Genomic DNA, 22,827 nt, shown 5'->3' on the forward strand with positions numbered 1-22,827 from the left:
GATATGTGAATAATTTAACAAGAGAGGTAGAATAATGGAAATCTTAAGAGAAAAGAAACTTCCAAAAGCAACTGCCAAACGGCTGCCAGCGTACTTAAGACATTTGAAACTTCTGGACGCTACAGGTGTCCAACGAATCAAATCAAAAGAATTTGCGGAGATCACGCAAGTGCCTTCTGCAACGATACGCCGTGATTTTTCTCATTTAGGTGAATTAGGCAGAAGCGGATACGGCTATGATGTGCCTTATTTGATTGAGGTATTGAGTCATATTCTTGAAACCAATGAAGAAAAGAAAATTGCCTTGATTGGTTTTGGCAATTTAGGAAAAGCCTTGGCAAACAACAATTTCCGGCGCAACGAAAACCTTTCAGTGACAGCGGTCTTTGACAATGATCCTGCAATGGTTGGTCAAACAATCGGCGATCACTATGTTTACGGCATGGATCAATTGGCCGCAGTCGTTAAAGAAAAGGGCATTACCGTGGCCATTTCTACAGTGCCCAGCCGTTATGCCCAAAGCGCAGTGGATAAAATCGTAGATGCGGGAATCACAGCAATCTTAAATTTTGCCCCAGATCCGGTCAACGTACCGAAAACAGTCAATATACAATATATCGACTTGACGACAGAGTTACAGACATTGATCTTTTTTGATACGACCTATTCACAAAAAGAGAGAGTTTGAGCAAATTCTTTTCGTTTTACGGGATTCTTCCTTATACTGGGAGAAAACGTAATAGGAGAGATGACATGCAAGTTACACGTAAAGGAACCGTCTATGAAGTACCCGGGGATCAACCACGAGTGGGGGATATTGCCCATGATTTTCGTTTGAAGAGTTTGGATGATACCGAGTATGCATTGGCAGATTTTTTAGGAAAGCCAACGATCATCAGTGTCGTTCCTGATATCGATACGCGGGTTTGTGCACTACAAACCAAACGTTTTAATCAAGAAGCCAGTCAATTAGATGAGATCCATTTCGTAACGATCTCAAATAATACCAAAGAAGAACAAGTAAACTGGTGCGGCAAAGAAGGCGTTGATATGATCGTTTTACATGATCCAGCAAATACCTTCGGTGAAGCATATCAAATCATGATACCAGATTTTGGTCATTTCGCACGGGCTATTTTTGTCTTAGATCGTGACGGTGTCATGCGTCACGTTGAAATCGTACCAGAAATTGCACAAGAACCGAACTATCAAGCAGCTATTGAAACAGCCAAAGCAAACCTCTAATTGACTTTCAATTGACTTCATTGTAGAATGTAGCAAGATGAAACAAGAATGAAAACAGCAAGACAATGTTCAAGAGGAGTATTTGTTCACCTGGTGTTAAGAGAAAAGTCGGTTGGTGCAAGACTTTCCCAGAAACAAAGAAGGTAGCTTGAAGGTCTTTGATCCGAGGATGATCGATCCGAGGACAAACGCATCGTGACCGTTAACTCACGTCAAAGTGGTAGAGAAATCTACAATTTAGGTGGTACCGCGTTTCAGCGCCCTAAATGCCTCGGCATTTAGGGCGCTTTTTGCTGTACTTGGCGGTGAAAAGCCGTCGCAGACTCCCAAGGAATCAAAGTGAAAGCAGCGCGATCTTTTGACCAGTACCCCGTCTGCAAAATAACCAAACCATATAGGAGGAATCCAAATGACAGAGGAATTATCAACAAAATACAATCCGCAGGAAGTTGAAGCCGGACGCTATCAAGATTGGCTCGACCATGATCGCTTCAAACCAAGCGGCAACAAAGAAGCCAAACCCTATTCGATCGTGATCCCACCACCAAACGTAACCGGTAAATTGCATTTGGGACATGCCTGGGATACCACATTGCAAGATATTATCATTCGCCAAAAACGGATGCAAGGGTACGACACTTTATGGTTGCCAGGAATGGACCATGCCGGCATCGCAACCCAAGCCAAAGTGGAAGAAAAATTACGTGAACAAGGAATTTCTCGTTATGACCTAGGTCGTGAAAAATTTATTGAACAAGTGTGGGATTGGAAAGAAGAGTACGCCGGTCACATTCGTGAACAATGGGCTAAAATGGGTTTGTCATTAGATTATAGTCGTGAACGGTTTACACTAGATGAAGGGCTGTCAGAAGCTGTCCGCAAAGTTTTTGTGACATTGTATGAAAAAGAGTTGATTTACCGCGGAGAATATATCATCAACTGGGATCCCCAAGCACGCACGGCTTTGTCTGACATCGAAGTGATCCACAAAGACATCGAAGGCGCCTTCTACCATATGTCTTATGAATTGGCAGACGGCAGCGGTGTTGTAGAGATCGCAACGACCCGTCCAGAAACGATGCTAGGAGATACGGCAGTCGCTGTTCATCCAGAAGATGCACGTTATCAAGGCTTGATTGGCAAAATGGTGATTTTGCCACTGGTCAATAAAGAGATTCCGATCATTGCTGATGAATATGTAGATCAAGAATTTGGTACTGGTGTTGTGAAAATCACCCCAGCCCATGATCCCAATGACTTTGAGGTTGGGAACCGTCATGATTTGCCAAGGGTCAATGTGATGAATGAAGATGGGTCAATGAATGATTTGGCTGGTGCTTATGCCGGTATGGATCGTTTTGCCGCTAGAAAACAAATCGTGCAAGACTTAGACGCACTAGGCCGTTTGATCAAAATTGAAAAAATGGTCCATAGTGTTGGTCACTCAGAAAGAACAGGTGTTGTCGTTGAACCACGACTATCCACCCAATGGTTCGTGAAAATGGCGCCACTGGCCCAACAAGCAATCGACAATCAAGATACAGCAGATGCGGTTGAATTTTACCCGCCACGTTTCAATCAAACATTCTTGCGTTGGATGGACAACGTACATGATTGGGTCATCTCCCGTCAGCTTTGGTGGGGCCACCAAATCCCAGCGTGGTACCATAAAGAAACCGGCGAAATGTATGTAGGGTTAGAAGCACCCGAAGATGCCGAGAATTGGCAACAAGATCCAGATGTCTTGGATACATGGTTCAGTTCAGCATTATGGCCATTTTCAACAATGGGTTGGCCAGATGAACAAAGCGAGGATTACCAACGCTACTTCCCAACCAATACATTGGTTACCGGATACGATATTATTTTCTTCTGGGTTAGTCGAATGATTTTCCAAAGTTTGGAGTTCACAGGCAAACGGCCCTTTGAAAATGTCTTGATCCATGGTTTGATTCGCGATGAACAAGGCCGCAAAATGAGCAAATCATTGGGCAATGGGATCGATCCGATGGAAGTCATTGAAAAATATGGTGCAGATGCATTGCGCTGGTTCTTATCAAATGGTTCTGCCCCTGGCCAAGATGTCCGCTTCAGCTATGAAAAAATGGATGCTGCTTGGAACTTCATCAACAAAATCTGGAATGCTTCGCGTTTTGTTTTGATGAATGTGGAAGGCCTGACTGTGGAAGACATTGATTTTTCTGGTGAAAAATCTGTTGCCGATCGTTGGATCTTGACACGTCTAAACGAAACCATCGAAAAAGTTACTGAGCTCTTTGAACGCTTTGAATTTGGGGAAGCAGGCCGTCAATTATATAACTTTATTTGGGATGATTTCTGCGATTGGTATATTGAAATGTCAAAAGAAACTTTATATGGCGACAATGAAGTTGCCAAACACGTCAATAAGAGTATTTTGGTCCATGTCCTTGATCAAATTTTACGTCTGCTGCATCCAATCATGCCATTCGTGACAGAAGAAATTTGGAGTAAACTTCCCCACACAGGTGATTCCCTGGTGGTGGCTGATTATCCAGTTGTGGCACCCGAATGGTCAGACGATAAAGCAGCACAAGGAATGGAAGTCTTGAAAGAATTGATCCGGTCTGTACGAAATATCCGGGCAGAAGTCAATACACCATTATCCAAACCGATCACCTTGTTGATCCAAACCAATGATCAAGCGGTTGAAGATTTCTTGATCACCAACAAGAATTATATCGAGCGCTTTTGCAACCCAGAAGAATTGGTGATCTCAAATACATTAGATGCACCAGAATTAGCGATGTCAGCCATCTTGACCGGCGCAACGATCTATTTGCCGTTGGCAGGACTGATTGATATTGAAGAAGAAATCGCTCGTTTAGAAAAGGAATTGGGTAAATACACGCAAGAAGTCAAACGTGTTCAAGGGAAACTATCGAATGAACGTTTCGTGGCCAATGCGCCTGAAGAAGTCGTTGCCCAAGAACGCAGCAAAGAAGCAGACTATCTTGAGAAAAAACAACAAGTACAAGAACGAATCGACCAATTACGAACGATTCAATAAAAAAGTCAATGAGAAAAGGGAGAAGTGAAGGTTTTGCGCTTCTCTCTTTTTACATTTTTTCATACGTATAGATGGTCATAGAAATTAGGAAAGCTGTTCCTTTTTTGTTAAAATAAAGCCGAGGTGAATGAAATGACAAGCGAAGAAGCAATTGCATGGATCCATGGCCGCTTAACATTTGGCGTCAGACCCGGATTACGCCGTGTTGAGGCCTTATTGAAGCTGTTAGGCAACCCAGAAAAAGAAGTAACCATGATCCATATCGCCGGTACCAATGGCAAAGGATCGACCGTCAGTTATTTGCGTAGCTTATTAGAGGAAAGTGGTTTACAAGTGGGTACATTTACATCGCCCCATATCGAGTCCTTTAACGAACGCATCGAAATCAATGGGCAATTTATTTCTGATGAAGATTTGGTCGACTGGGTCGAAAGAATACAGCCCCTAGTCGCTCAGTTAGACCAAGAGGAAGCAGTGACGGGGATCACACAGTTTGAAATCATTACAGCACTGGCGTTAGGGTATTTTGCTGAGCAGAAAGTCGATGTTGCCTTGATTGAAGTGGGTCTGGGGGGCTTGTTAGATAGTACCAATGTGATTAGGCCGATACTGACAGCTATTACAACAATCGGGATGGATCACATGGATGTCCTTGGGGATACGATCGAAGCCATTGCGGCCCATAAAGCAGGCATCATTAAAGACGGAGTGCCAGTGGTCATAGGAAATATTGCAGAACCCGCATTATCGGTGATCGATACCAAAGCAAAAGAAGCCAATGCAGCCACTTATCATTTAGGGGATAGTTATAAAGTAACCTACCGCCATCCTGATGCATCATGGGGAGAAGTATTTGATTTTGAAAATGCACAAGGCAAAATCAAAAGCTTGATCACACCGATGCTGGGACGCCACCAACCAGAGAATGCCGGTGTGGCGATTCAATTGTATGCATTGTATTGTGCACAAAAACAGCTGCCATTTACTGCCAAGGCTGTTCGCAACGGGTTGAAAAAAGCCTACTGGCCAGCACGCATGGAGAAGCTGAGTCAGGAACCATTGGTGATTTTGGACGGTGCCCACAATACCCACGCGATGATGCGTCTGGTCGATACAATGAAGGAAGAGTTCAAAGATTACCATATCCATATCCTTTTTTCGGCATTAGAAACCAAAAATATTCCTCAAATGCTGGCGCAGCTGCTTGAAATCCCGCAAGCTGAAATTTATATGACTACCTTTGATTATCCCAAAGCTGTCAACTTGGCAGCTGGCTATCAAGAAATAGATACAAAACGAATCTCAACTGTTTCACTTTGGCAATTTGGATTAGCCGAGTTATTAGAAAAAATGACCAGCGAAGACTTATTGCTGATCACCGGCTCTTTATATTTTGTTTCAGAAGTACGTGAATTATTGCGATCAATAGGAGGAAATAATGGCTAAGTTGCAAGGTGTGATTTTCGATATGGATGGGTTATTGTTTGATACAGAACTACTTTATTATCAGGCAACACAAGTTGTCGCAGATGAAATGGGTATACCGTATAGCAAAGAATTGTATCTGGCCTATGTCGGTGTATCGGATGAGGAAGTGTGGGCAGCGTACCATGAACGATTTGATCCGGTATTTGGTCATGACAAAATCAGTCGCTTTATTCAAGCGGCTTTTGATCGAACAGTGACTATGTTCGAACAAGGTGCAGCAGAACTGAAACCAGGTGTTTATGATATCTTGCGGTTCTTAGATGACCAGCAAATACCCCGCATCTTGGCGTCGAGTAATCAACGGATGGTGATCGATACATTATTGGCCGCAGCTGATTTAACGGATGCGTTTCCTGAAATCGTCTGTTTTGATGATGTGACCAGAGCCAAGCCAGACCCGGAAATTTTTGAGAAAGCCCAACAGATTCTTGAAGTACCTAAAGAATCCTTGGTCATCTTAGAAGATTCAGCGAATGGCATCCATGCCGCCCACAGTGCTGGAATCTCTGTGATCATGATTCCTGATTTGATTGCGCCAACAACGATCATTGAAGAAAAAGTGTTGGCGATTTTGCCTTCATTGACGGACGTACCTGCATTTCTTGAAGCAAGCTATCATTTGTAAAAAAACTTTGCATTAGCCTATCAGGTGAACTTCCTTTGCGTATTTCTATTATAGAATAGTGCAAAGGAGTTTTTTTATGAATAAAACCATGATCCCTCAAAGTTCTTATCCCCGCGAACGTATGCTGCAATATGGGGTTGAGGCATTATCCAACCAGGAGCTATTGGCGATTTTGCTGCGCACGGGTGCACATCCATTGAATGTGTTGGAATTGGCCGGCGTCATTTTGAATCGCTTCGAGGACATATACGAACTCAAGCAAGTGACCCTTGATGAATTACAGGAAATTCGCGGTGTGGGGCAAATCAAAGCCATCGAGATCAAGGCGATGATCGAGTTGGGGGGACGGATCCAACGGGCAGGACAGCCCAAATATGGCAAAGTCAATTCCAGCATGGATATTGCCAAACTGATGATGCAAGAATTAAAAGACTATCGTCAAGAACACTTGCTTTGTTTATATCTCAACACAAAAAATGAAATCATCCAGAAAAAAACCTTGTTTATTGGTTCGCTAAATCAGTCGATCGCGCATCCAAGAGAAATCTTTCATGGTGCAGTGCGTTGCAGCGCTGCGCGCGTGATTGCAATTCACAATCATCCAAGCGGCAGCCCGCAACCATCCGAAGCAGATTTGGCCTTTACGCGGCGCCTCATGAAGTGCGGTGAAATCATGGGTATCGATTTATTGGATCATTTGATCATTGGGGACAACGCTTATGTGAGTTTGCGGGAAGAGGGGTTGTGGGAATCTTAAACTTTTTCCTCGTCCACGATCGGGATTTTTTATTGATCCATCTGAAAAAAGAGACCGCAAGGACAAAAAATGAGAAATCAGAAAGAAAGAATTAATCTTCTGTCTTGCAAAAAAATATCTTCAAGTGTAAAATATTATTGTAATTTTGTTTGCAGTATAGATGTTGAAACGTAAGGGACACCTCTATCGCACAAAAGCAACGTTACACACAATTAAGTGCTGATGCACGAGGAGGTTTTTTTAATGGAACAAGGTACAGTAAAATGGTTCAATGCTGAAAAAGGGTTTGGTTTTATCTCTCGCGAAGACGGTACAGATGTATTTGTACATTTCTCAGCTATCCAAGGTGAAGGCTTCAAAACTTTAGAAGAAGGTCAAGCAGTGACTTTCGACGTTGAAGATTCTGATCGCGGTCCTCAAGCAGTAAACGTAAACAAAGCATAAGACTTGTTTATCTCTGCTTTTGCGTACTTTTGATATCAAAAGCCCAAAAGACCATCTCGTCGATGGTCTTTTTTTGTTTGCTATAATAGGTTTGAGTAATCAAAAAAGAACATTCTCAATAAGTCAGAGAATGTTCTTTTTTAGCTATTTCAGATCATCCGGTGTCATGATCATGGATAAGATCATCGGATGACGTTCTGTTTTTTCAAAAAGAAACGGTTGTAGCGCCGCAGACATCGCTTCACGCAATTTATGTTCTGTTGGATCAGCTTGGTTCAAGACTTCTCGTAAAGCACGGAAGAGTATCTGTTGGGCTTCATTGATCATCTCACCAGATTCTCGCATGTAGACAAAGCCGCGGGATAAAATGTCTGGACCTGCCAAGACCTCTTTCTTCGCGATATCCACAGTTGCAACAGCTAAGACCAATCCTTCTTCAGACAAGATGCGACGATCTCTTAAAACAACATTGCCGATATCACCGATGCCGCTACCGTCGACATAAACGTCACTGGCATTGAAATGACCGGCTGGACGGGCACTGTCTGCAGTCAATGCCAACATATCACCGTTTTCCATAATGAAACAATTTTCTTTTGGTACACCGACATCTTGGGCAAGTTGGGTATGGATGTTCAACATCCGGAACTCACCGTGGACAGGCATAAAGAATTTAGGTTTCATCAAGCGCAACATCAGTTTTTGTTCTTCTTGGCCACCATGCCCTGATGTATGAATATTGTTTAGTTTGCCATGGATCACGTTGGCACCAGCTTCAAGCAATAAGTTGATCAATTGATTGACGCTAGTCGTGTTTCCTGGAATTGGCGAGCTTGAGAAAATCACTGTATCATCAGGATGTACTTGGATCTGGCGATGGGTACCGTTGGCGATCCGGCTTAAGGCAGCCATAGGTTCTCCTTGGGATCCTGTACATAAAATCATGGTTTCATTTGCAGGCAAACGATTGATTTCATGTGATTCAACGAAGGTACCATCAGGTACTTTGATGTAGCCCAAGCGTTGCCCATTGACAATGGCATTTTCCATACTGCGGCCAAAAACAGCGATTTTACGCCCAGTCGCCACCGCAGCATCAGCGGCTTGCTGCAGTCGGAAAATATTTGAAGCAAAGCTGGCAAAAATGATTCGACCGTCGATTTTTTCGAAAATTTTCAAAATCGAGCTGCCAATCGTTTTTTCCGATTTGGTAAATGTTGGAATCTCCGCATTGGTAGAATCTGAAAGGAGGCATAGCACGCCTTCTTCACCGATTTTGGCCATTTTGTGAAGATTTGCAGGTTCACCCACAGGGGTAAAATCAAATTTAAAGTCACCTGTTGCGACGATATTTCCAGAAGGTGTTTTAACAACGACACCTAAAGCATCAGGGATACTATGGGTCGTGCGGAAAAAACTAATAGATGTTTTCCGGAAGCGAATAATGGTATCTTCGTTGATTTCATGTAATTCTGCATCTCGTAGCAAACCGTGCTCATCCAATTTGTTGGTGATCAAGGCCAGAGCCAATGGTCCAGCATAGATGGGAATATTGGCTTCTCTTAGCAAGTAAGGAATCCCACCAATATGGTCTTCGTGACCATGGGTGACGATCAATCCTTTGACTTTCGGTAAGTTTTGGACAATATAGCTATAATCAGAAATGACATAGTCGATTCCAAGTAATTCATCTTCGGGGAACTTGATTCCCGCATCAATTAAAATGATTTCATCTTGAAATTGAACCCCATAACAGTTTTTTCCGATTTCACCAAGTCCACCGACACCGAATACGCCGGTTTCATTGTTTTTAAGAGAGACTTTCATCTTAAAACTCCGCTAATTTAAAATCAGCGTTTTCTTTTTCGTAAGCTAAATGTTTTTCATCTAATTCTTGTACGAATTCGATGTTGTATGGGGTATTTTGTTCAACTTGGCGACGTGCGATCACCGCATCATCCGCTTCGATGTATAAAGATTGTGTTTGTTCTCTTTTTGGGTTGCGGTCTTTTGTTTCTTGGTAATAAATTTTGTAAATCATATGTTTTCTCCTTTATCTGCGTCTAAGCAGTAGTTTATTTGCTTGATGTATTCGCTGCACAACAAAATCGAGGTCCAAGGAAAGTGACCTAATGAAAGCTCATAGAGCTGCTGCATGCTTTTTTCAGACAATCGCTGTGAGAAAAAAGAGAAAGCCTCGTCTTTGCTTTCCGAATGTTGTCGCATAAATTCACCGGGTTTGTAATCGTTCCACTACAAGTATCCCTAGTGTAGCATAGAAAAAGGAATAAGTATAGAATCACGTAACAGTGAAAGGGCTTACTGAAACAAAATGAAAGACCTTTAATGAGAAGTTGCTCTTTTTTGCAACAAATCGCGTTACATTCGAAATAATCGTATGCTATAGTAAAATCAATGGATAAAAAAAGGAGGGAATTTTTTGAAATTAATGTGGCATTATACGATGAGAAATAAGAAACTCCTTGTTTTGAATTTCATCTGTGTCTTTGGATTTATTTTGATTGAACTAGGATTGCCTACACTATTGGCACGCATGATCGATGTGGGCATGGCAAATGGGGATCGTGACTACATTTGGAAGATGGGTGCAGCGATGGTAGCCATCACCGTGATTGGGATCGCGATGAATATCATGTTGGGCTATTTTACGTCGCGGATCACCACGAATATTGTAGCGGACATTCGGGATGATCTTTTTGAGAAAGTCCAAGGTTATTCTCATACGGAGTATGAAAAAATCGGTGTGTCGTCACTGATCACTCGTGTGACCAATGATGCCTACCAAATCATGTTGTTCATGCAAAGTATTTTGCGTACCGGTCTAATGACCCCAATGATGTTTATTGTGAGTTTGTACATGGTGATGCGCACCAGTACTCAGTTAGGACTTTATGTGCTAGGGGCATTGCCGATTTTATTGATTGCGGTGGTGGCGATCGCAAAAATTTCGGAACCGTTGTCAACAAAACAACAAGCCAACTTGGATAAGATCAATGGGATCTTGCGGGAGAACCTTTCGGGTCTAAGAGTGATTCGGGCTTTCGTCAATGAAAAGTTTGAAGAATCACGTTTTAGCAAAGTCAACCAAGCGTATGCCTCGAGCTCTCGCAGTTTATTTCGTTTGATGGCAACGGCACAACCGGGCTTTTTCTTCTTATTCAATATCGTGATGATTTTGATTATTTGGACGGGAAGTATCCAAATCGATCAAGGACAGTTACAAGTGGGAGACCTGATTGCCTTTATCGAGTATATCTTCCATGCGTTGTTCTCGTTTATGATGTTTGCGACAGTCTTTACGATGTATCCTCGGGCTGCTGTTTCTGCCCGTCGGATCCAAGAAGCCCTCGATGCGACTTCTGAAATCAAGGAACCGGCACAACCGGTGACAGAAACCAAAACAAAGGGTTATCTTGAATTCAAAAACGTGACCTTTGCATATCCTGGACATGCCCAAAGTCCAGTGATACGGGATGTCAGTTTTACAGCGTCTCCTGGGGAAACAGTGGCTTTTATTGGCAGTACTGGTTCTGGGAAGTCAACGTTGATCCAACTGATTCCTCGTTTTTATGATGTCAGTCAAGGGCAGGTTTTGGTTGACGGCGTTGATGTCCGAGACTACGCGTTGTCAGCTCTGAGAGATAAAATCGGATTTATTCCGCAAAAAGCGTTGCTTTTTACCGGCACGATCGCGGATAACTTGCGATACGGTAAAGAAGATGCGACCCAAGCTGATTTAGAAAGAGCAGCAGAGATTGCCCAAGCAGCAGATTTTATTGCCAAAACGCCAAATGGGTTCAATGCCGAATTGGCAGAAGGCGGTTCAAACTTTTCTGGCGGTCAAAAACAACGTTTGGCGATTGCCCGTGCGGTGATCCGCCGCCCAGATATCTATATTTTTGATGATAGTTTTTCTGCATTGGATTATCAGACGGATGCAAAACTGCGGGCGCGTCTGAAGAAAGAAACCACTGAATCGACCGTCTTGATCGTTGCACAACGGGTCGGCACCATCATGCATGCGGATAAAATCATCGTCTTGAATGAAGGAGATGTTGTGGGTATCGGCACCCATAAAGAATTACTGCAAAATTGTTCTGTTTATTACGATATTGCAGCATCACAGTTATCAGAGGAGGAGTTGGCGATATGAAAGCATTCTCTTCACTAAAACGATTATGGCGTTATTTGAAGCCGTACAAAGCAACCTTTGCACTCGTTTTGGTTTTTACAGTGGCAACCGTTGGCTTCAATGCAGCCATGCCTTATGTTTCAGGCTTGCCAACCACTGAAATCAGCCGCAACATTGCAGCTGGTCAAGGAGTCAATTTTGATTATATTATCGTTTGCTTGATTTGGATTGGCGTTGTTGGATTAGGATACTGTGTTTCTCAGTTGATGTCAGGCTTGCTGATCACAAACGTGGTGCAATCTGCGATGAAAGATTTGCGGCAAGATATCGATGAAAAAATCAATCGCTTGCCAGTGTCTTACTTTGATCGCAATCAACAAGGCAATATCTTGTCTCGTGTCACTAATGACGTTGATGCAGTCAGCGGCGCTATGCAGCAAGCAATGATCGGTATCGTCAATGCCTTTTTAAGTATTATTATGGCAGTTTCCATGATGTTTTATATCAATGCATTGATGGCGTTGATTTCATTGATCATGATTCCATTGGCATTGTTTATTTCTAAAACGATCGTCAAAAAATCGCAAAAAGATTTCCAAGGTATGCAAAATTCCTTAGGAGATATGAATGGATATGTACAAGAAAATATGACTGGTTTCAGCGTGTTGAAAGTCTACGGTCGAGAAAAGCAAACCTTAGAAGGATTTAAAAAGGTCAATCATCAGTTGCGGTACTACGGATTTCGTTCTGCTTTTGTTTCTGGGCTGATGATGCCGCTCGTACAAATGACAGCGTACTTCACCTATATTGTGATGGCGGTCATGGGTAGTTTCTATGTCATCAGCGGTGTGATCGTGGTTGGACAATTACAAGCCTTCATTCAATATATTTGGCAAGTCAGTCAACCAATGGGGAACATCACGCAGCTGTCTTCAGTGCTGCAAAGTGCCTCCGCGGCTGCAACGCGGGTCTTTGAGATTTTGGATGAAGCAGAAGAACCTGTGAACGAAACAGATATTCCGTTGCCAGCGACAATCAATGGCGATGTGACTTTTGAACATGTTGGGTTTGCCTATGATCCAAAGAAACCACTGATCAAAGATTTGAACTTTGAGGTCAAAGCCGGCCAAACGGTCGCGATTGTCGGACCAACTGGTGCAGGTAAAACAACCTTGATCAATTTATTGATGCGCTTTTATGACGTCAATGAAGGTGCGATCAAAATCGATGGTATCGATACCAAACAAATGGCTCGCCATGACGTACGTTCACTCTTTGGCATGGTGCTGCAAGATGCGTGGTTGTATGAAGGGACGATTGGCGATAACATACGTTTTGGTAAACTTGATGCGACTGATTATGAAGTCGTGGATGCAGCCAAAACGGCGAACGTCGATCACTTCATTCGGACGATGCCGGATGGTTATGACATGTTCATCAATTCAGAAGGGGACAATGTTTCCTTAGGCCAAAAACAACTGTTGACGATTGCCCGTGCGGTGATCTCAGATCCGAAGATTCTGATTCTGGATGAAGCAACCAGTTCTGTCGATACCCGTCTGGAAGCGTTGATCCAAAAAGCAATGGATAAAGTCATGGAAGGCCGGACTAGTTTTGTGATCGCCCATCGCTTATCGACCATTAGAGAAGCAGATTTGATCTTAGTGATGGATCAAGGATCGATCATTGAAAAAGGCAATCATGACACATTGTTAGCAGCCGGCGGTTTTTATAGCCAGTTGTATCAAAGTCAGTTTTCAGAAGAAGCAGAGTAAAGAGCGCCCATACGGCGCTCTTTTTTTGGTATATCTCATGTATCAAGCGGGTGAAAGTGACAGGAAAGATTGATTTTGGCACCAATCAACGGATAAATCGTGATTGGTCATGATATAGTATAAGGAGCGTCGGTTGAATAGATAGAAGGGGAGGGAATCAAATGGAGAAGTATACACATAAGCCTGACAATACACACACAAAGAGCCAGCCGAATTTTATTGCCAAAAATGCAACGATCACAGGCGATGTCGCTTTAGGTGCAGAAAGTACGGTCTGGTTTCAAGCCGTGGTCCGCGGCGATGCCAATTGGATCACGATTGGTGCACGCACCAATATTCAAGATGGTACCATCATTCATGTTGATCACGATGCGCCGACGGTGATTGGTGATGATGTAACTGTCGGCCATCAGTGCATGCTGCATGGTTGCAAAATCGAGCAAGGCGCGTTGATCGGGATGAGTTCGATCATCTTGAACCATGCTGTCATCGGTGAAAATAGTCTGATTGGTGCGGGCTCCTTGGTCACGCAAGGCACGGTCATCCCACCCAATGTTATGGCATTTGGACGACCAGCAAAGGTGATCAGACCACTGACGGAAGAAGAAATTGCCAAGAATAAAGCCAATATTGCCCATTATGTGGCTTTAGGTGCGCAATATCAAGAAGGTCTGTATGGGGAGAAATGAGCACCTTGAAATTTTTTTGAAGGTCAGCGATCAGTTCGATTTTCACCACATACAAAAAAACCCGTTGTCCATATTTGCGACAACGGGGTTTTTTGGTTTGGCTGATAACGATCCAGATGATCGGAAAAACAATCAGTCTATTTTAATTTGTTTGATTCCATGATTTCATCGATCAAACCATAATCTTTGGCTTCTTGTGCGGTCATGAAGTTATCACGATCAGTATCTTTTTCGATCACTTCGATTGGTTGACCAGTGCGTTCTGATAAGATTTTGTTCAAGCGTTCGCGGGTCAATAAGATATGTTTTGCAGCAATCTCAATTTCAGTTGCTTGTCCTTGCGCGCCGCCTAATGGTTGGTGAATCATGATTTCTGCATTTGGCAAGGCAAAACGTTTGCCTTTTTCACCGGCAGTCAATAAGAATGAACCCATAGAAGCGGCCATCCCCATAACAATCGTTTGGACATCAGCTTTGATAAAGTTCATTGTATCAAAAATCGCCAATCCGGCTGTTACACTCCCGCCAGGGGAATTGATGTAGAGATAAATATCTTTCTCAGAATCTTGTGCATCCAAGAAGAGTAGTTGGGCAATGATCGAGTTTGCTAAATCGTCAGTGACTTGGCCGCTCAGCATAATGATACGGTCTTTCAATAGACGAGAATAGATGTCGTACGCTCTTTCACCACGTGATGATTGTTCAATGACTGTAGGAATTAAATTCATTTTCGTCGTCCTCCTAAAAATCGTTATAGATATAGTTTAGCATAAAGTTTTCGCAATATCTAAAAGATAGTATACCTATTAGGTCAAGAAAGGTCAAATAAAAAGTTCGTTATCTTTTTAGTGCTTCTTTTAATTATGATACAATAAACAAAAGCAAAGGAAGGGTCGAATAGAATGGCAGTGGCAATTTCAGGATTTATCGGCGTCTTAGTAGGCGCTCTCTTAGTAATGATCTGTTTTAATTTAAGGATTCGTTATGAGGAACGCAAAGAAAAAAGAAGGCGTTTATTAGAACATAAAGTCAAAGAAATCGAAACATTGGTTTTACTCAATCAAAAAATCAGTGAGATTTTACAAAAACGTGTGATTTTGATGGATGCTTATGTCAGTTTTGACGCATTCGATGATTGTTATATCACAATCGACGATTTTGCTTATTTGCAATCTTTTGCAGCGCAAAATAGTTTTTATTTGCCCAATTATTTTTTAGAAGAGTTTTTCAAAAAAATTGGGACCCGTCGTGTGATTCTATCGCCAGAGGAAACGGTAAAAATTGGTGGTTACACGTATAAGGGCGGCCGTGTGATCATGGAGAATTTCTTAGATACATTAGTGGAAATGGTCAATGAACGCAAAAGCCAAATCAAGAATATGACCAGCGAACCTTTGACCTATTTTTCAAAAAGTCTTTGATTGAGTGAAGGACCTATCTCGTCATGAAGCGTATATTTTTACGAAAATAAAAAAAGCGATTGACCCTAATGTCGGCATGATCGGCATTAGGGTCCTTTGATTGTAGAGAAAAGGCAGCGGGATATTTGGTTCTGGCCCGTTCCATGGTAGAATAGGAACAAAGAATGGAGTGAAACGTTTATGGTACAAATCGTGGCGCATCGAGGAAGCAGCGGCAATCGTCCAGAAAATACGTTGCCTGCTTTCGCCGAAGCCGTCCGCGTCAAAGCGGATATCATTGAATTGGATGTCCATCTGTCAAAAGATGAACAACTGATCGTTATGCATGATGAAACCGTGGATCGCACAACGAATGGCAAAGGCCGTATCTGTGATCTGACAGTGGCGCAATTAAAGGAATTGAATGCAGGAAGCTGGTTTTCTGATGAATTTAAAGCGGCCAAGATACCAACCCTGAAAGAGGTGCTAGATCTTTTGGCAGCCAAAAATTATCGCGGTATCTTGACGATTGAATTGAAGACAGATCATTATGACTATCCAGGGATCGAGGCAAAAACGGCTGCATTGCTGAACAGTCAAGCATGGCCTTTTACCCATTGGTATTGCTCATTCAATATGGCTTCCTTGGATCGCATCCACGACATCGATCCTGAGGCAAAACTGAATTTTATTATGGGCAAAGCTGCGGACAAACCAGCTCTGGCTCTGGATAGAGCGTACATCGAAGGGTTGCATCCAGCTTATGGTTGGATCGAAGCCAACGCAGAAAAAGTTGCTGCCTACCCGATTTCCCTTCGTCCTTGGACGATCAATGAAGAAGCAACGATTCGGAGGTGCTTGCAATTGGGTGTCACAGGCATCATTACTGACTTTCCCGAAAGAGCGCGCGGGATCGTGCAAGCATTTCGTGAGGAACAAAACCAATGAAGAAAGTACTCGTGATCGTAGGGCCCACTGCTGTCGGCAAGACAGCGCTTAGTCTTGAATTGGCCAAGCAGTACCATGGTGAGATCATCAGTGGCGACTCGATGCAAATCTATCGCCAATTAGACATTGGTACTGCCAAAGCCACCAAAGAGGAACTGGCCGCAGCGCCGCATCATTTGATCGATATTCGTGACATGACCCAAAACTATTCTGTTGCGATGTTTCAAGAAATGGCGCGGGCAAAAATTGCGGAAATCACAAAAAGGGGACACTTGCCAATCGTGGTTGGCGGTACTGGGTTGTATATCCAAGCGTTGCTCTATGATTTTCAGTTAGGGGCTGCTGAAGCAGTCGATGATACCGTCCGCGCTTATTATCAAGCGCAAGCAGAGAAGCTAGGCAATGAAGCCTTGTGGCAAAAACTCCAGCAAATCGATCCGGCGGCAGCAGAAAAAATCCATTACAATAATGTGCGAAAAGTGATTCGTGCATTAGAAGTATTTGAAACGACTGGGCAGAGCATCTTGTCGCCTAAAGAGATGCCTGAAGCCTTGTACGACTATTTTATGATTGGGTTGACCACTGATCGCGGACTATTATATCAGCGAATCAATCAACGGGTCGATCTCATGATTGATTTAGGGTTGATCGAGGAAGCGAAAAAAGTACTTCGCTACCCAGAAACACAAGCGTCAAAAGGAATTGGGTATAAAGAGTTCCAGCCTTATTTTGAAGGGCATCAGTCTTTAGAAGAGACTGTAGAACAAATCAAACAAAATTCCCGCCGTTATGCCAAGCGTCAGTTGACTTGGTTTTCGAATCGAATGGCACCACGGTGGGTCGATTTGGTGCAAGAACCTGACGTGCAGACACAAATCATGTTAGAAATCGATCAATGGTTGGAGGAGAAGCAATGAGTGAACGTGTGATTTTAGTTGGTGTAGAAACCGAAAAAAACTATCAACAGTTTGAGTCCTCAATGAAGGAATTGAAAAATCTGACCAAGACGGCCAACGGGGAAGTCGTTTTTTCAATGGTTCAAAAGCGGCCGCAACCAGATCGCCAAACCGTGATCGGCAAGGGCAAAGTGACTGAATTACAACAATTGGCAGAAGCCCATGAAGCAGATTTGGTGATTTTCAACCACGAATTGACGCCGCGTCAAAGCCAAATCTTAGGTGAAGCGCTGGATATTCCTGTTATTGATCGTGTTCAGTTGATTTTGGATATTTTTGCGATGCGGGCGCGATCCAGTGAAGGCAAAATGCAAGTCGAGTTGGCACAATTGAATTATCTGTTGCCTCGATTGATCGGCCAAGGAAAAAATATGTCCCGCTTAGGCGGCGGTATCGGTACGCGCGGTCCGGGGGAAACCAAGTTGGAAACTGACCGTCGGCATATTCGCAATCGAATCACCAATATCAAGCGAGATTTAAAAGAAGTCGCAGCACATCGAGACCGTACCAGACAAAAACGCAAAGACAGCCAAATTTTTCAAATCGGCTTGATTGGGTACACAAACGCCGGCAAATCGACAATCTTAAACATGTTGACAAGCGCAGAGACATACGAGCAAGATCAATTATTTGCCACATTAGATCCCTTGACCAAGCGTTGGCGGTTGCCAGAGGGTTTGGAGGTGACCATGACAGATACAGTCGGGTTCATCCAAGATTTGCCTACGCAGTTGATCGATGCTTTTCATTCAACATTAGAAGAAAGCCGCAATATGGATTTCTTGCTGCACGTGGTGGACGCAAGTTCACCAGAACGAATTCAACAAGAACAAACTGTGCTGCGCCTAATGGAGGAGCTGGATCTAACCAGTATGCCGATTTTAACAGTTTATAATAAAGCCGATCAAATCGATGAAGATCAATTTGTACCCACGCTGTTTCCTAACGTCTTGATTTCTGCCAAGAGCACCAAAGGCAAAGAACGTTTGAGTCAGGCAATCAAAATGGAATTGATGCAACTATTACAGCCTTACCACTTGGTCTTGCAAGCAAATGAAGGCAAAGAACTCAACCGCCTCAAAAGGGAATCATTGGTACTTACAAACACCTTCGATGAAGAAAACCAAACCTATCATATCAAAGGCTTTGCTTTAGCCGATTCTTCCCCAATTCGACGGATGGAGAAGGATGAAAATCAATAATTTGCGAAAAAAAGCTGTGGGAATACCCGCAGCTTTTTTGTTTTGAGTCATTAACCAGTTCGTTCTTTTTAGCCCCACCGTGAGAAACAAGGCGAAGAAAGCAATAAAAATGGTACAACCAGACTAGAAATGACGGATGAAAAGGCTTGTATTGAATATTCAGAAAAAATAATTTATTTCTATGTCACTTTTTCTGACATGAGGGGTTGACAGACCTTTTGAGAATTGGTATAGTTTCCATGAAGTCAAGCAACACCATTTGTACTTGAGAGGAGCCAAGCTATGCGGGAAAAAGAATTGCGGCGGTCGATGTCTGTCTTTCCTATCGGAACTGTCATGAAGTTGACCGATTTGACCGCGCGTCAAATTCGGTATTATGAAGAACAAGAATTGATTCATCCAGAACGCAGCGATGGCAATCGCCGCATGTATTCATTGAATGACATTGATACCTTATTGGAAATCAAAGATTATCTTTCCGATGGATTGAACATGGCTGGAATCAAGCGTGTGTATGAAATGAAAGTTGCCAAAGAAAAAGAAGCCAAAAACAAACCGCCATTAACAGATGAAGATGTTCGTCGGATTTTTTATGATGAATTGCTGGCGCAAGGTGGTTTACATCAACAACAGCCCTACCAACAAAAAGGTCCGCGCATGTAGACCAATGTTGATAAAAATAAAATCAAGAATGGGAAAAAGGAAGGGATACTATGCCAAAAATTAAAAGAACTGCCGAAGATATCAAACAAATCGTGAAAGATGAAAACGTGCGTTTCTTGCGTTTGATGTTTACCGATATTTTAGGAAGCAATAAGAATGTAGAAGTACCAGTTAGCCAACTAGATAAAGTGCTTGAAAACAAAATGATGTTTGATGGTTCTTCGATCGAAGGATTTGTGCGGATCGAAGAAAGTGATATGTATCTATATCCTGATCTATCTACTTGGATGGTCTTCCCATGGGAAAGTGAACACGGCAAAGTAGCCCGATTGATTTGTGATATTTATAATCCAGACGGTACACCATTTGCTGGAGATCCTCGCGGCAATTTGAAGCGCGCATTATCAGATATGGAATCTTTAGGCTTCACTTCTTTCAATCTTGGACCAGAACCTGAATTTTTCTTATTCAAATTAGATGATAAAGGTGAAATCACGACTGAACTTAATGATAAAGGCGGCTATTTTGATTTTGCACCAACTGACTTAGGTGAGAACTGCCGACGTGATATCGTGTTAGAATTAGAAAGCTTGGGCTTTGAAGTAGAAGCTTCTCACCATGAAGTAGCACCAGGCCAACATGAGATCGACTTTAAATATGCCGACGCAGTAGAAGCCTGCGACAATATTCAAACATTCAAATTGGTGGTCAAAACAATTGCCCGCAAACACGGTTTACATGCAACGTTTATGCCAAAACCATTGTTTGGGATCAATGGATCAGGAATGCACTGCAACATGTCCTTATTCAAAGGCAATGAAAATGTCTTCTTCGATGAAGATGGCGACATGCAATTAAGTGCGACAGCCTATCATTTCTTAGCTGGATTGATTGAGCATGCGCGGGCGTATACAGCTGTTTGCAACCCAACCGTCAATTCATATAAACGTCTCGTTCCTGGTTACGAAGCACCGGTATATGTAGCTTGGTCAGGACGTAACCGTTCACCTTTGATCCGGGTACCTGAATCACGCGGCTTGTCCACACGTTTAGAATTACGTTCAGTTGATCCATCTGCTAATCCATATTTGGCAATGGCCGTATTGCTGCAAGCTGGTCTTGATGGAATCAAACGCGAATTGACACCACCACCAGCTGTTGACCGTAATATCTATATTATGAACGAAGAAGAACGTGCGGAAGCACAAATCGATGATCTGCCATCAACGATTCATAATGCCATCAAAGAATTACGGAAAGATCCAGTGATGATCGATGCTTTAGGCAAACATATTTACGCGAACTTCGTTGAAGCAAAACGCTTAGAATGGGCATCCTTCAGACAAACTGTATCTGAGTGGGAAAGAGAACAATATTTAGAATTATATTAAGATATACACAACATAGGGAAACACCGTTAGAGAGAACCAATCTAACGGTGTTTTTTTGTCTGCGTTATGACATCAGTATTTGAAACGTACTTTAAACTTCATTTAAGCTTTGCTTGTTACTGTAAATCACAGCGTTTATCTTGTTCGTTGCCATTGATAAACTGACTATTTTTTGATAGAAACGGAGTGAGCAAATTGATCGAAGTCAAAGATCTGGTCAAGCAATACGGCAGTCATGTCGCCTTAGATCATCTGAACTTTACCATTGAGAAAGGGAAAGTCTATGGATTACTAGGGGCAAATGGCGCTGGGAAAAGTACCACGATGAACATTATTACAGGTTATATCGGCGCTACGTCGGGCACTGTATTCGTCGAGGGGAAAGATGTGCTGTTAGAACCAGAAGAAACAAAGAAATTGATTGGGTATTTACCAGAAATACCGCCGCTTTATACAGAAATGACGGTGGAAGAATACCTCTCTTTTGTGATGGAAATCAAACAAATCGCCAAAGAACGCCAAAAGAAACATATCGAAGAGTTATTGGATCGAGTCAAATTGCAAGACGTACGTCATCGTTTGATCCGCAATCTTTCAAAAGGTTATCGCCAACGGGTTGGATTGGCGCAAGCATTAGTGGGTTGGCCAGCTATCATTATTTTAGATGAACCAACAGTTGGCTTAGATCCGCAGCAAATCATTGAGATCCGCCAATTGATCCGAGAATTAGCCAAAGAGCATACAGTTATCTTGAGCTCTCATATTTTAGCAGAAGTACAAGAAGTCTGTGACCATATCTTGATCATTCAAAAAGGCAAATTGATTGCCAGTGAATCAACGACGCATATGATGGCCCGTGTAGCATCTTCTCAAACGATCGAGCTGATTATTGAAGGGACCGAGGCAGAAACTGCAGCTGTTTTAGCAGCGATGCCTATTGTCGATACGTATCGATTAACAGTTGAAGATGATTTTTGTCGTGTTGAAATCGAAAGTGAGTATACGGCAGATTTTCGCCGTGCGCTGTTTAAAGCTTTTGCACAAGCTGATTTGGCGATTTTACAAATGAATGCTGGCAGCAGCAGTCTTGAATCGGTCTTCATAGCGTTGATGAACCAACCGCAAGGAACTGAAGAAACATCACAAGTGAAGGAGGATACACAATGATTGCGATTTACAAACGTGAATGCCGGGCCTACTTTCAAAATATGGTGGCTAGTTTTTTTCTGGCCTTTTTGATTGGATTCGTAGGTGTTTATTTTGTTACTTATAACTTAAACTATGGCTATAATTTTTTTGCCTATGCCTTGAGTTCTGGGCTCTTGATGATGATTCTCGCTGTGCCGATTTTGACGATGCGTTCGTTTTCTGAAGAACGAAAAAGCAAAACCGATCAATTACTTTTGACAGCGCCACTCAAATTACATTCCGTGGTGATTGGCAAGTATTTCGCAATGATCAGTATTTTGGCGATCGCTTGTTTAGTCTTTTGTGTATGTCCGTTGATCATCAAGCTGCAAGGTGAGGCGCATCTGAAAATTGATTATGCAGCTATTCTGGTCTTTTTCTTGATTGGCTGTGTCTATATCGCGGTCGGAATGTTTATCTCAGCTCTGACGGAAAGTCAAATCATTGCAGCGATTGGTACTATGGCTGCTTTACTGCTGATTTATTTTTGGCGTCACTTGGTGTCTTTATTGCCATCAGGGGCCGGCGCAAATGTGGTGATGCTGCTGGTTTTGTTGGCCGTCATTTGTTTGATCGTTCAAGCCTATATGCAGACCTTGGCCGTGACCTTGACAGTCGGTTTCGTCGGAACAGTGGCCATACTGCTGATTTACTGGTGGCAATCTTCTTGGTTTGAAAATCTGTTACCCACAAAGCTTGCTTATGTTGACATTCCTTCGCTCCTCAGCAATATTTCTGATAGCTATGTGCTGACATTGTCTGGTTTGGTCCTTCTGCTTTCGCTGGTCGTTATATTCAACTTTTTGACTGTGCAAGTGATACAAAAAAGACGCTGGAGCTAGGGGGACTGACAA

General features: G+C 42.7%; 21 protein-coding genes and 1 other annotated feature. Of the genes, 18 read left to right on the forward strand and 3 right to left on the reverse strand.

The genetic code is table 11. The features are described from left to right. Positions 1-34 precede the first annotated feature (34 nt). The 7 genes from IGI41_RS02775 (at position 35) to IGI41_RS02805 (ending at position 7,608) form a co-directional block, all read left to right on the forward strand. Positions 35-688 (forward strand): redox-sensing transcriptional repressor Rex, encoded by a 654-nt coding sequence (locus tag IGI41_RS02775; RefSeq protein WP_430611199.1) that lies wholly within the window; start codon positions 35-37, stop codon positions 686-688. Between the two features lie 65 nt (positions 689-753). Next, on the forward strand, positions 754-1,245 hold the full coding sequence (gene tpx / locus IGI41_RS02780) for a thiol peroxidase (RefSeq protein ID WP_430611201.1): 492 nt from the start codon (positions 754-756) through the stop codon (positions 1,243-1,245). 56 nt (positions 1,246-1,301) lie between these two features. Further along, positions 1,302-1,513: a binding site (T-box leader), on the forward strand. A 141-nt stretch (positions 1,514-1,654) separates the two neighbouring features. Beyond that, a complete protein-coding gene (locus IGI41_RS02785) occupies positions 1,655-4,294 on the forward strand; it encodes a valine--tRNA ligase (RefSeq protein WP_430611203.1) in 2,640 nt (879 codons plus the stop codon). A gap of 132 nt (positions 4,295-4,426) precedes the next feature. Next, positions 4,427-5,740, forward strand: a complete 1,314-nt coding sequence (locus IGI41_RS02790) for a bifunctional folylpolyglutamate synthase/dihydrofolate synthase (RefSeq protein ID WP_430612691.1) — start codon at positions 4,427-4,429, stop codon at positions 5,738-5,740. After that, positions 5,733-6,407 (forward strand): HAD family hydrolase, encoded by a 675-nt coding sequence (locus IGI41_RS02795; protein ID WP_430611205.1) that lies wholly within the window; start codon positions 5,733-5,735, stop codon positions 6,405-6,407. Before IGI41_RS02790 ends, IGI41_RS02795 begins: the two co-directional genes overlap by 8 nt. A gap of 76 nt (positions 6,408-6,483) precedes the next feature. After that, positions 6,484-7,164, forward strand: a complete 681-nt coding sequence (gene radC / locus IGI41_RS02800) for a RadC family protein (RefSeq protein ID WP_430611207.1) — start codon at positions 6,484-6,486, stop codon at positions 7,162-7,164. A gap of 243 nt (positions 7,165-7,407) precedes the next feature. Then, on the forward strand, positions 7,408-7,608 hold the full coding sequence (locus tag IGI41_RS02805; protein WP_005225155.1) for a cold-shock protein: 201 nt from the start codon (positions 7,408-7,410) through the stop codon (positions 7,606-7,608). 144 nt (positions 7,609-7,752) lie between these two features. Here IGI41_RS02805 and rnjA read toward each other — a convergent pair whose 3' ends face one another. Both rnjA and IGI41_RS02815 read right to left on the reverse strand, forming a co-directional pair. Next, positions 7,753-9,435 carry a ribonuclease J1 gene (gene rnjA, locus IGI41_RS02810; protein WP_430611209.1) on the reverse strand — a complete coding sequence of 561 codons (1,683 nt, stop codon included), beginning with the start codon at positions 9,433-9,435 and terminating at the stop codon, positions 7,753-7,755. Position 9,436: 1 nt separating this feature from the next. Next, positions 9,437-9,649: a DNA-directed RNA polymerase subunit epsilon gene (locus IGI41_RS02815; protein WP_054117164.1), complete on the reverse strand. Its 213-nt coding sequence runs from the start codon at positions 9,647-9,649 to the stop codon at positions 9,437-9,439. 399 nt (positions 9,650-10,048) lie between these two features. Here IGI41_RS02815 and IGI41_RS02820 point away from each other — a divergent pair, with 399 nt between their 5' ends. The 3 genes from IGI41_RS02820 (at position 10,049) to IGI41_RS02830 (ending at position 14,225) form a co-directional block, all read left to right on the forward strand. Continuing rightward, positions 10,049-11,782, forward strand: a complete 1,734-nt coding sequence (locus IGI41_RS02820) for an ABC transporter ATP-binding protein (protein WP_430611211.1) — start codon at positions 10,049-10,051, stop codon at positions 11,780-11,782. Next, positions 11,779-13,536, forward strand: a complete 1,758-nt coding sequence (locus IGI41_RS02825) for an ABC transporter ATP-binding protein (protein ID WP_430611213.1) — start codon at positions 11,779-11,781, stop codon at positions 13,534-13,536. The genes IGI41_RS02820 and IGI41_RS02825 overlap by 4 nt, the downstream gene beginning before the upstream one ends. A 161-nt stretch (positions 13,537-13,697) precedes the next feature. Continuing rightward, positions 13,698-14,225, forward strand: coding sequence for a gamma carbonic anhydrase family protein (locus tag IGI41_RS02830; RefSeq protein WP_430611215.1), 528 nt, complete (start codon positions 13,698-13,700; stop codon positions 14,223-14,225). A 137-nt stretch (positions 14,226-14,362) separates the two neighbouring features. On the opposite strand, the gene clpP is transcribed toward IGI41_RS02830, so the two are convergent. Beyond that, complete coding sequence (gene clpP, locus IGI41_RS02835) at positions 14,363-14,953, reverse strand: ATP-dependent Clp endopeptidase proteolytic subunit ClpP (RefSeq protein WP_054117159.1); 591 nt, start codon at positions 14,951-14,953, stop codon at positions 14,363-14,365. A 174-nt stretch (positions 14,954-15,127) separates the two neighbouring features. On the opposite strand from clpP, the gene IGI41_RS02840 reads away from it, so the two are divergent. From IGI41_RS02840 to IGI41_RS02875, 8 genes are all read left to right on the forward strand, one after another. Then, positions 15,128-15,646, forward strand: coding sequence for a hypothetical protein (locus IGI41_RS02840; protein ID WP_430611217.1), 519 nt, complete (start codon positions 15,128-15,130; stop codon positions 15,644-15,646). Between the two features lie 180 nt (positions 15,647-15,826). Beyond that, positions 15,827-16,573 (forward strand): glycerophosphodiester phosphodiesterase, encoded by a 747-nt coding sequence (locus IGI41_RS02845; protein WP_430611219.1) that lies wholly within the window; start codon positions 15,827-15,829, stop codon positions 16,571-16,573. After that, positions 16,570-17,490 carry a tRNA (adenosine(37)-N6)-dimethylallyltransferase MiaA gene (gene miaA, locus IGI41_RS02850; RefSeq protein ID WP_430611220.1) on the forward strand — a complete coding sequence of 307 codons (921 nt, stop codon included), beginning with the start codon at positions 16,570-16,572 and terminating at the stop codon, positions 17,488-17,490. Before IGI41_RS02845 ends, miaA begins: the two co-directional genes overlap by 4 nt. Further along, positions 17,487-18,731 (forward strand): GTPase HflX, encoded by a 1,245-nt coding sequence (hflX, locus tag IGI41_RS02855; protein WP_430611222.1) that lies wholly within the window; start codon positions 17,487-17,489, stop codon positions 18,729-18,731. The genes miaA and hflX overlap by 4 nt, the downstream gene beginning before the upstream one ends. Positions 18,732-19,013: 282 nt before the next feature. Beyond that, positions 19,014-19,394, forward strand: a complete 381-nt coding sequence (locus IGI41_RS02860) for a MerR family transcriptional regulator (protein WP_054117154.1) — start codon at positions 19,014-19,016, stop codon at positions 19,392-19,394. A gap of 50 nt (positions 19,395-19,444) precedes the next feature. Next, positions 19,445-20,785 carry a type I glutamate--ammonia ligase gene (gene glnA / locus IGI41_RS02865; RefSeq protein WP_430611225.1) on the forward strand — a complete coding sequence of 447 codons (1,341 nt, stop codon included), beginning with the start codon at positions 19,445-19,447 and terminating at the stop codon, positions 20,783-20,785. A 195-nt stretch (positions 20,786-20,980) separates the two neighbouring features. Beyond that, complete coding sequence (locus tag IGI41_RS02870) at positions 20,981-21,952, forward strand: ABC transporter ATP-binding protein (RefSeq protein WP_430611227.1); 972 nt, start codon at positions 20,981-20,983, stop codon at positions 21,950-21,952. Beyond that, complete coding sequence (locus IGI41_RS02875; RefSeq protein WP_430611229.1) at positions 21,949-22,815, forward strand: ABC transporter permease; 867 nt, start codon at positions 21,949-21,951, stop codon at positions 22,813-22,815. The genes IGI41_RS02870 and IGI41_RS02875 overlap by 4 nt, the downstream gene beginning before the upstream one ends. Positions 22,816-22,827: the final 12 nt, after the last annotated feature.

Source organism: Enterococcus sp. DIV0876 (assembly GCF_050529585.1).
GTDB lineage: Bacteria > Bacillota > Bacilli > Lactobacillales > Enterococcaceae > Enterococcus_D.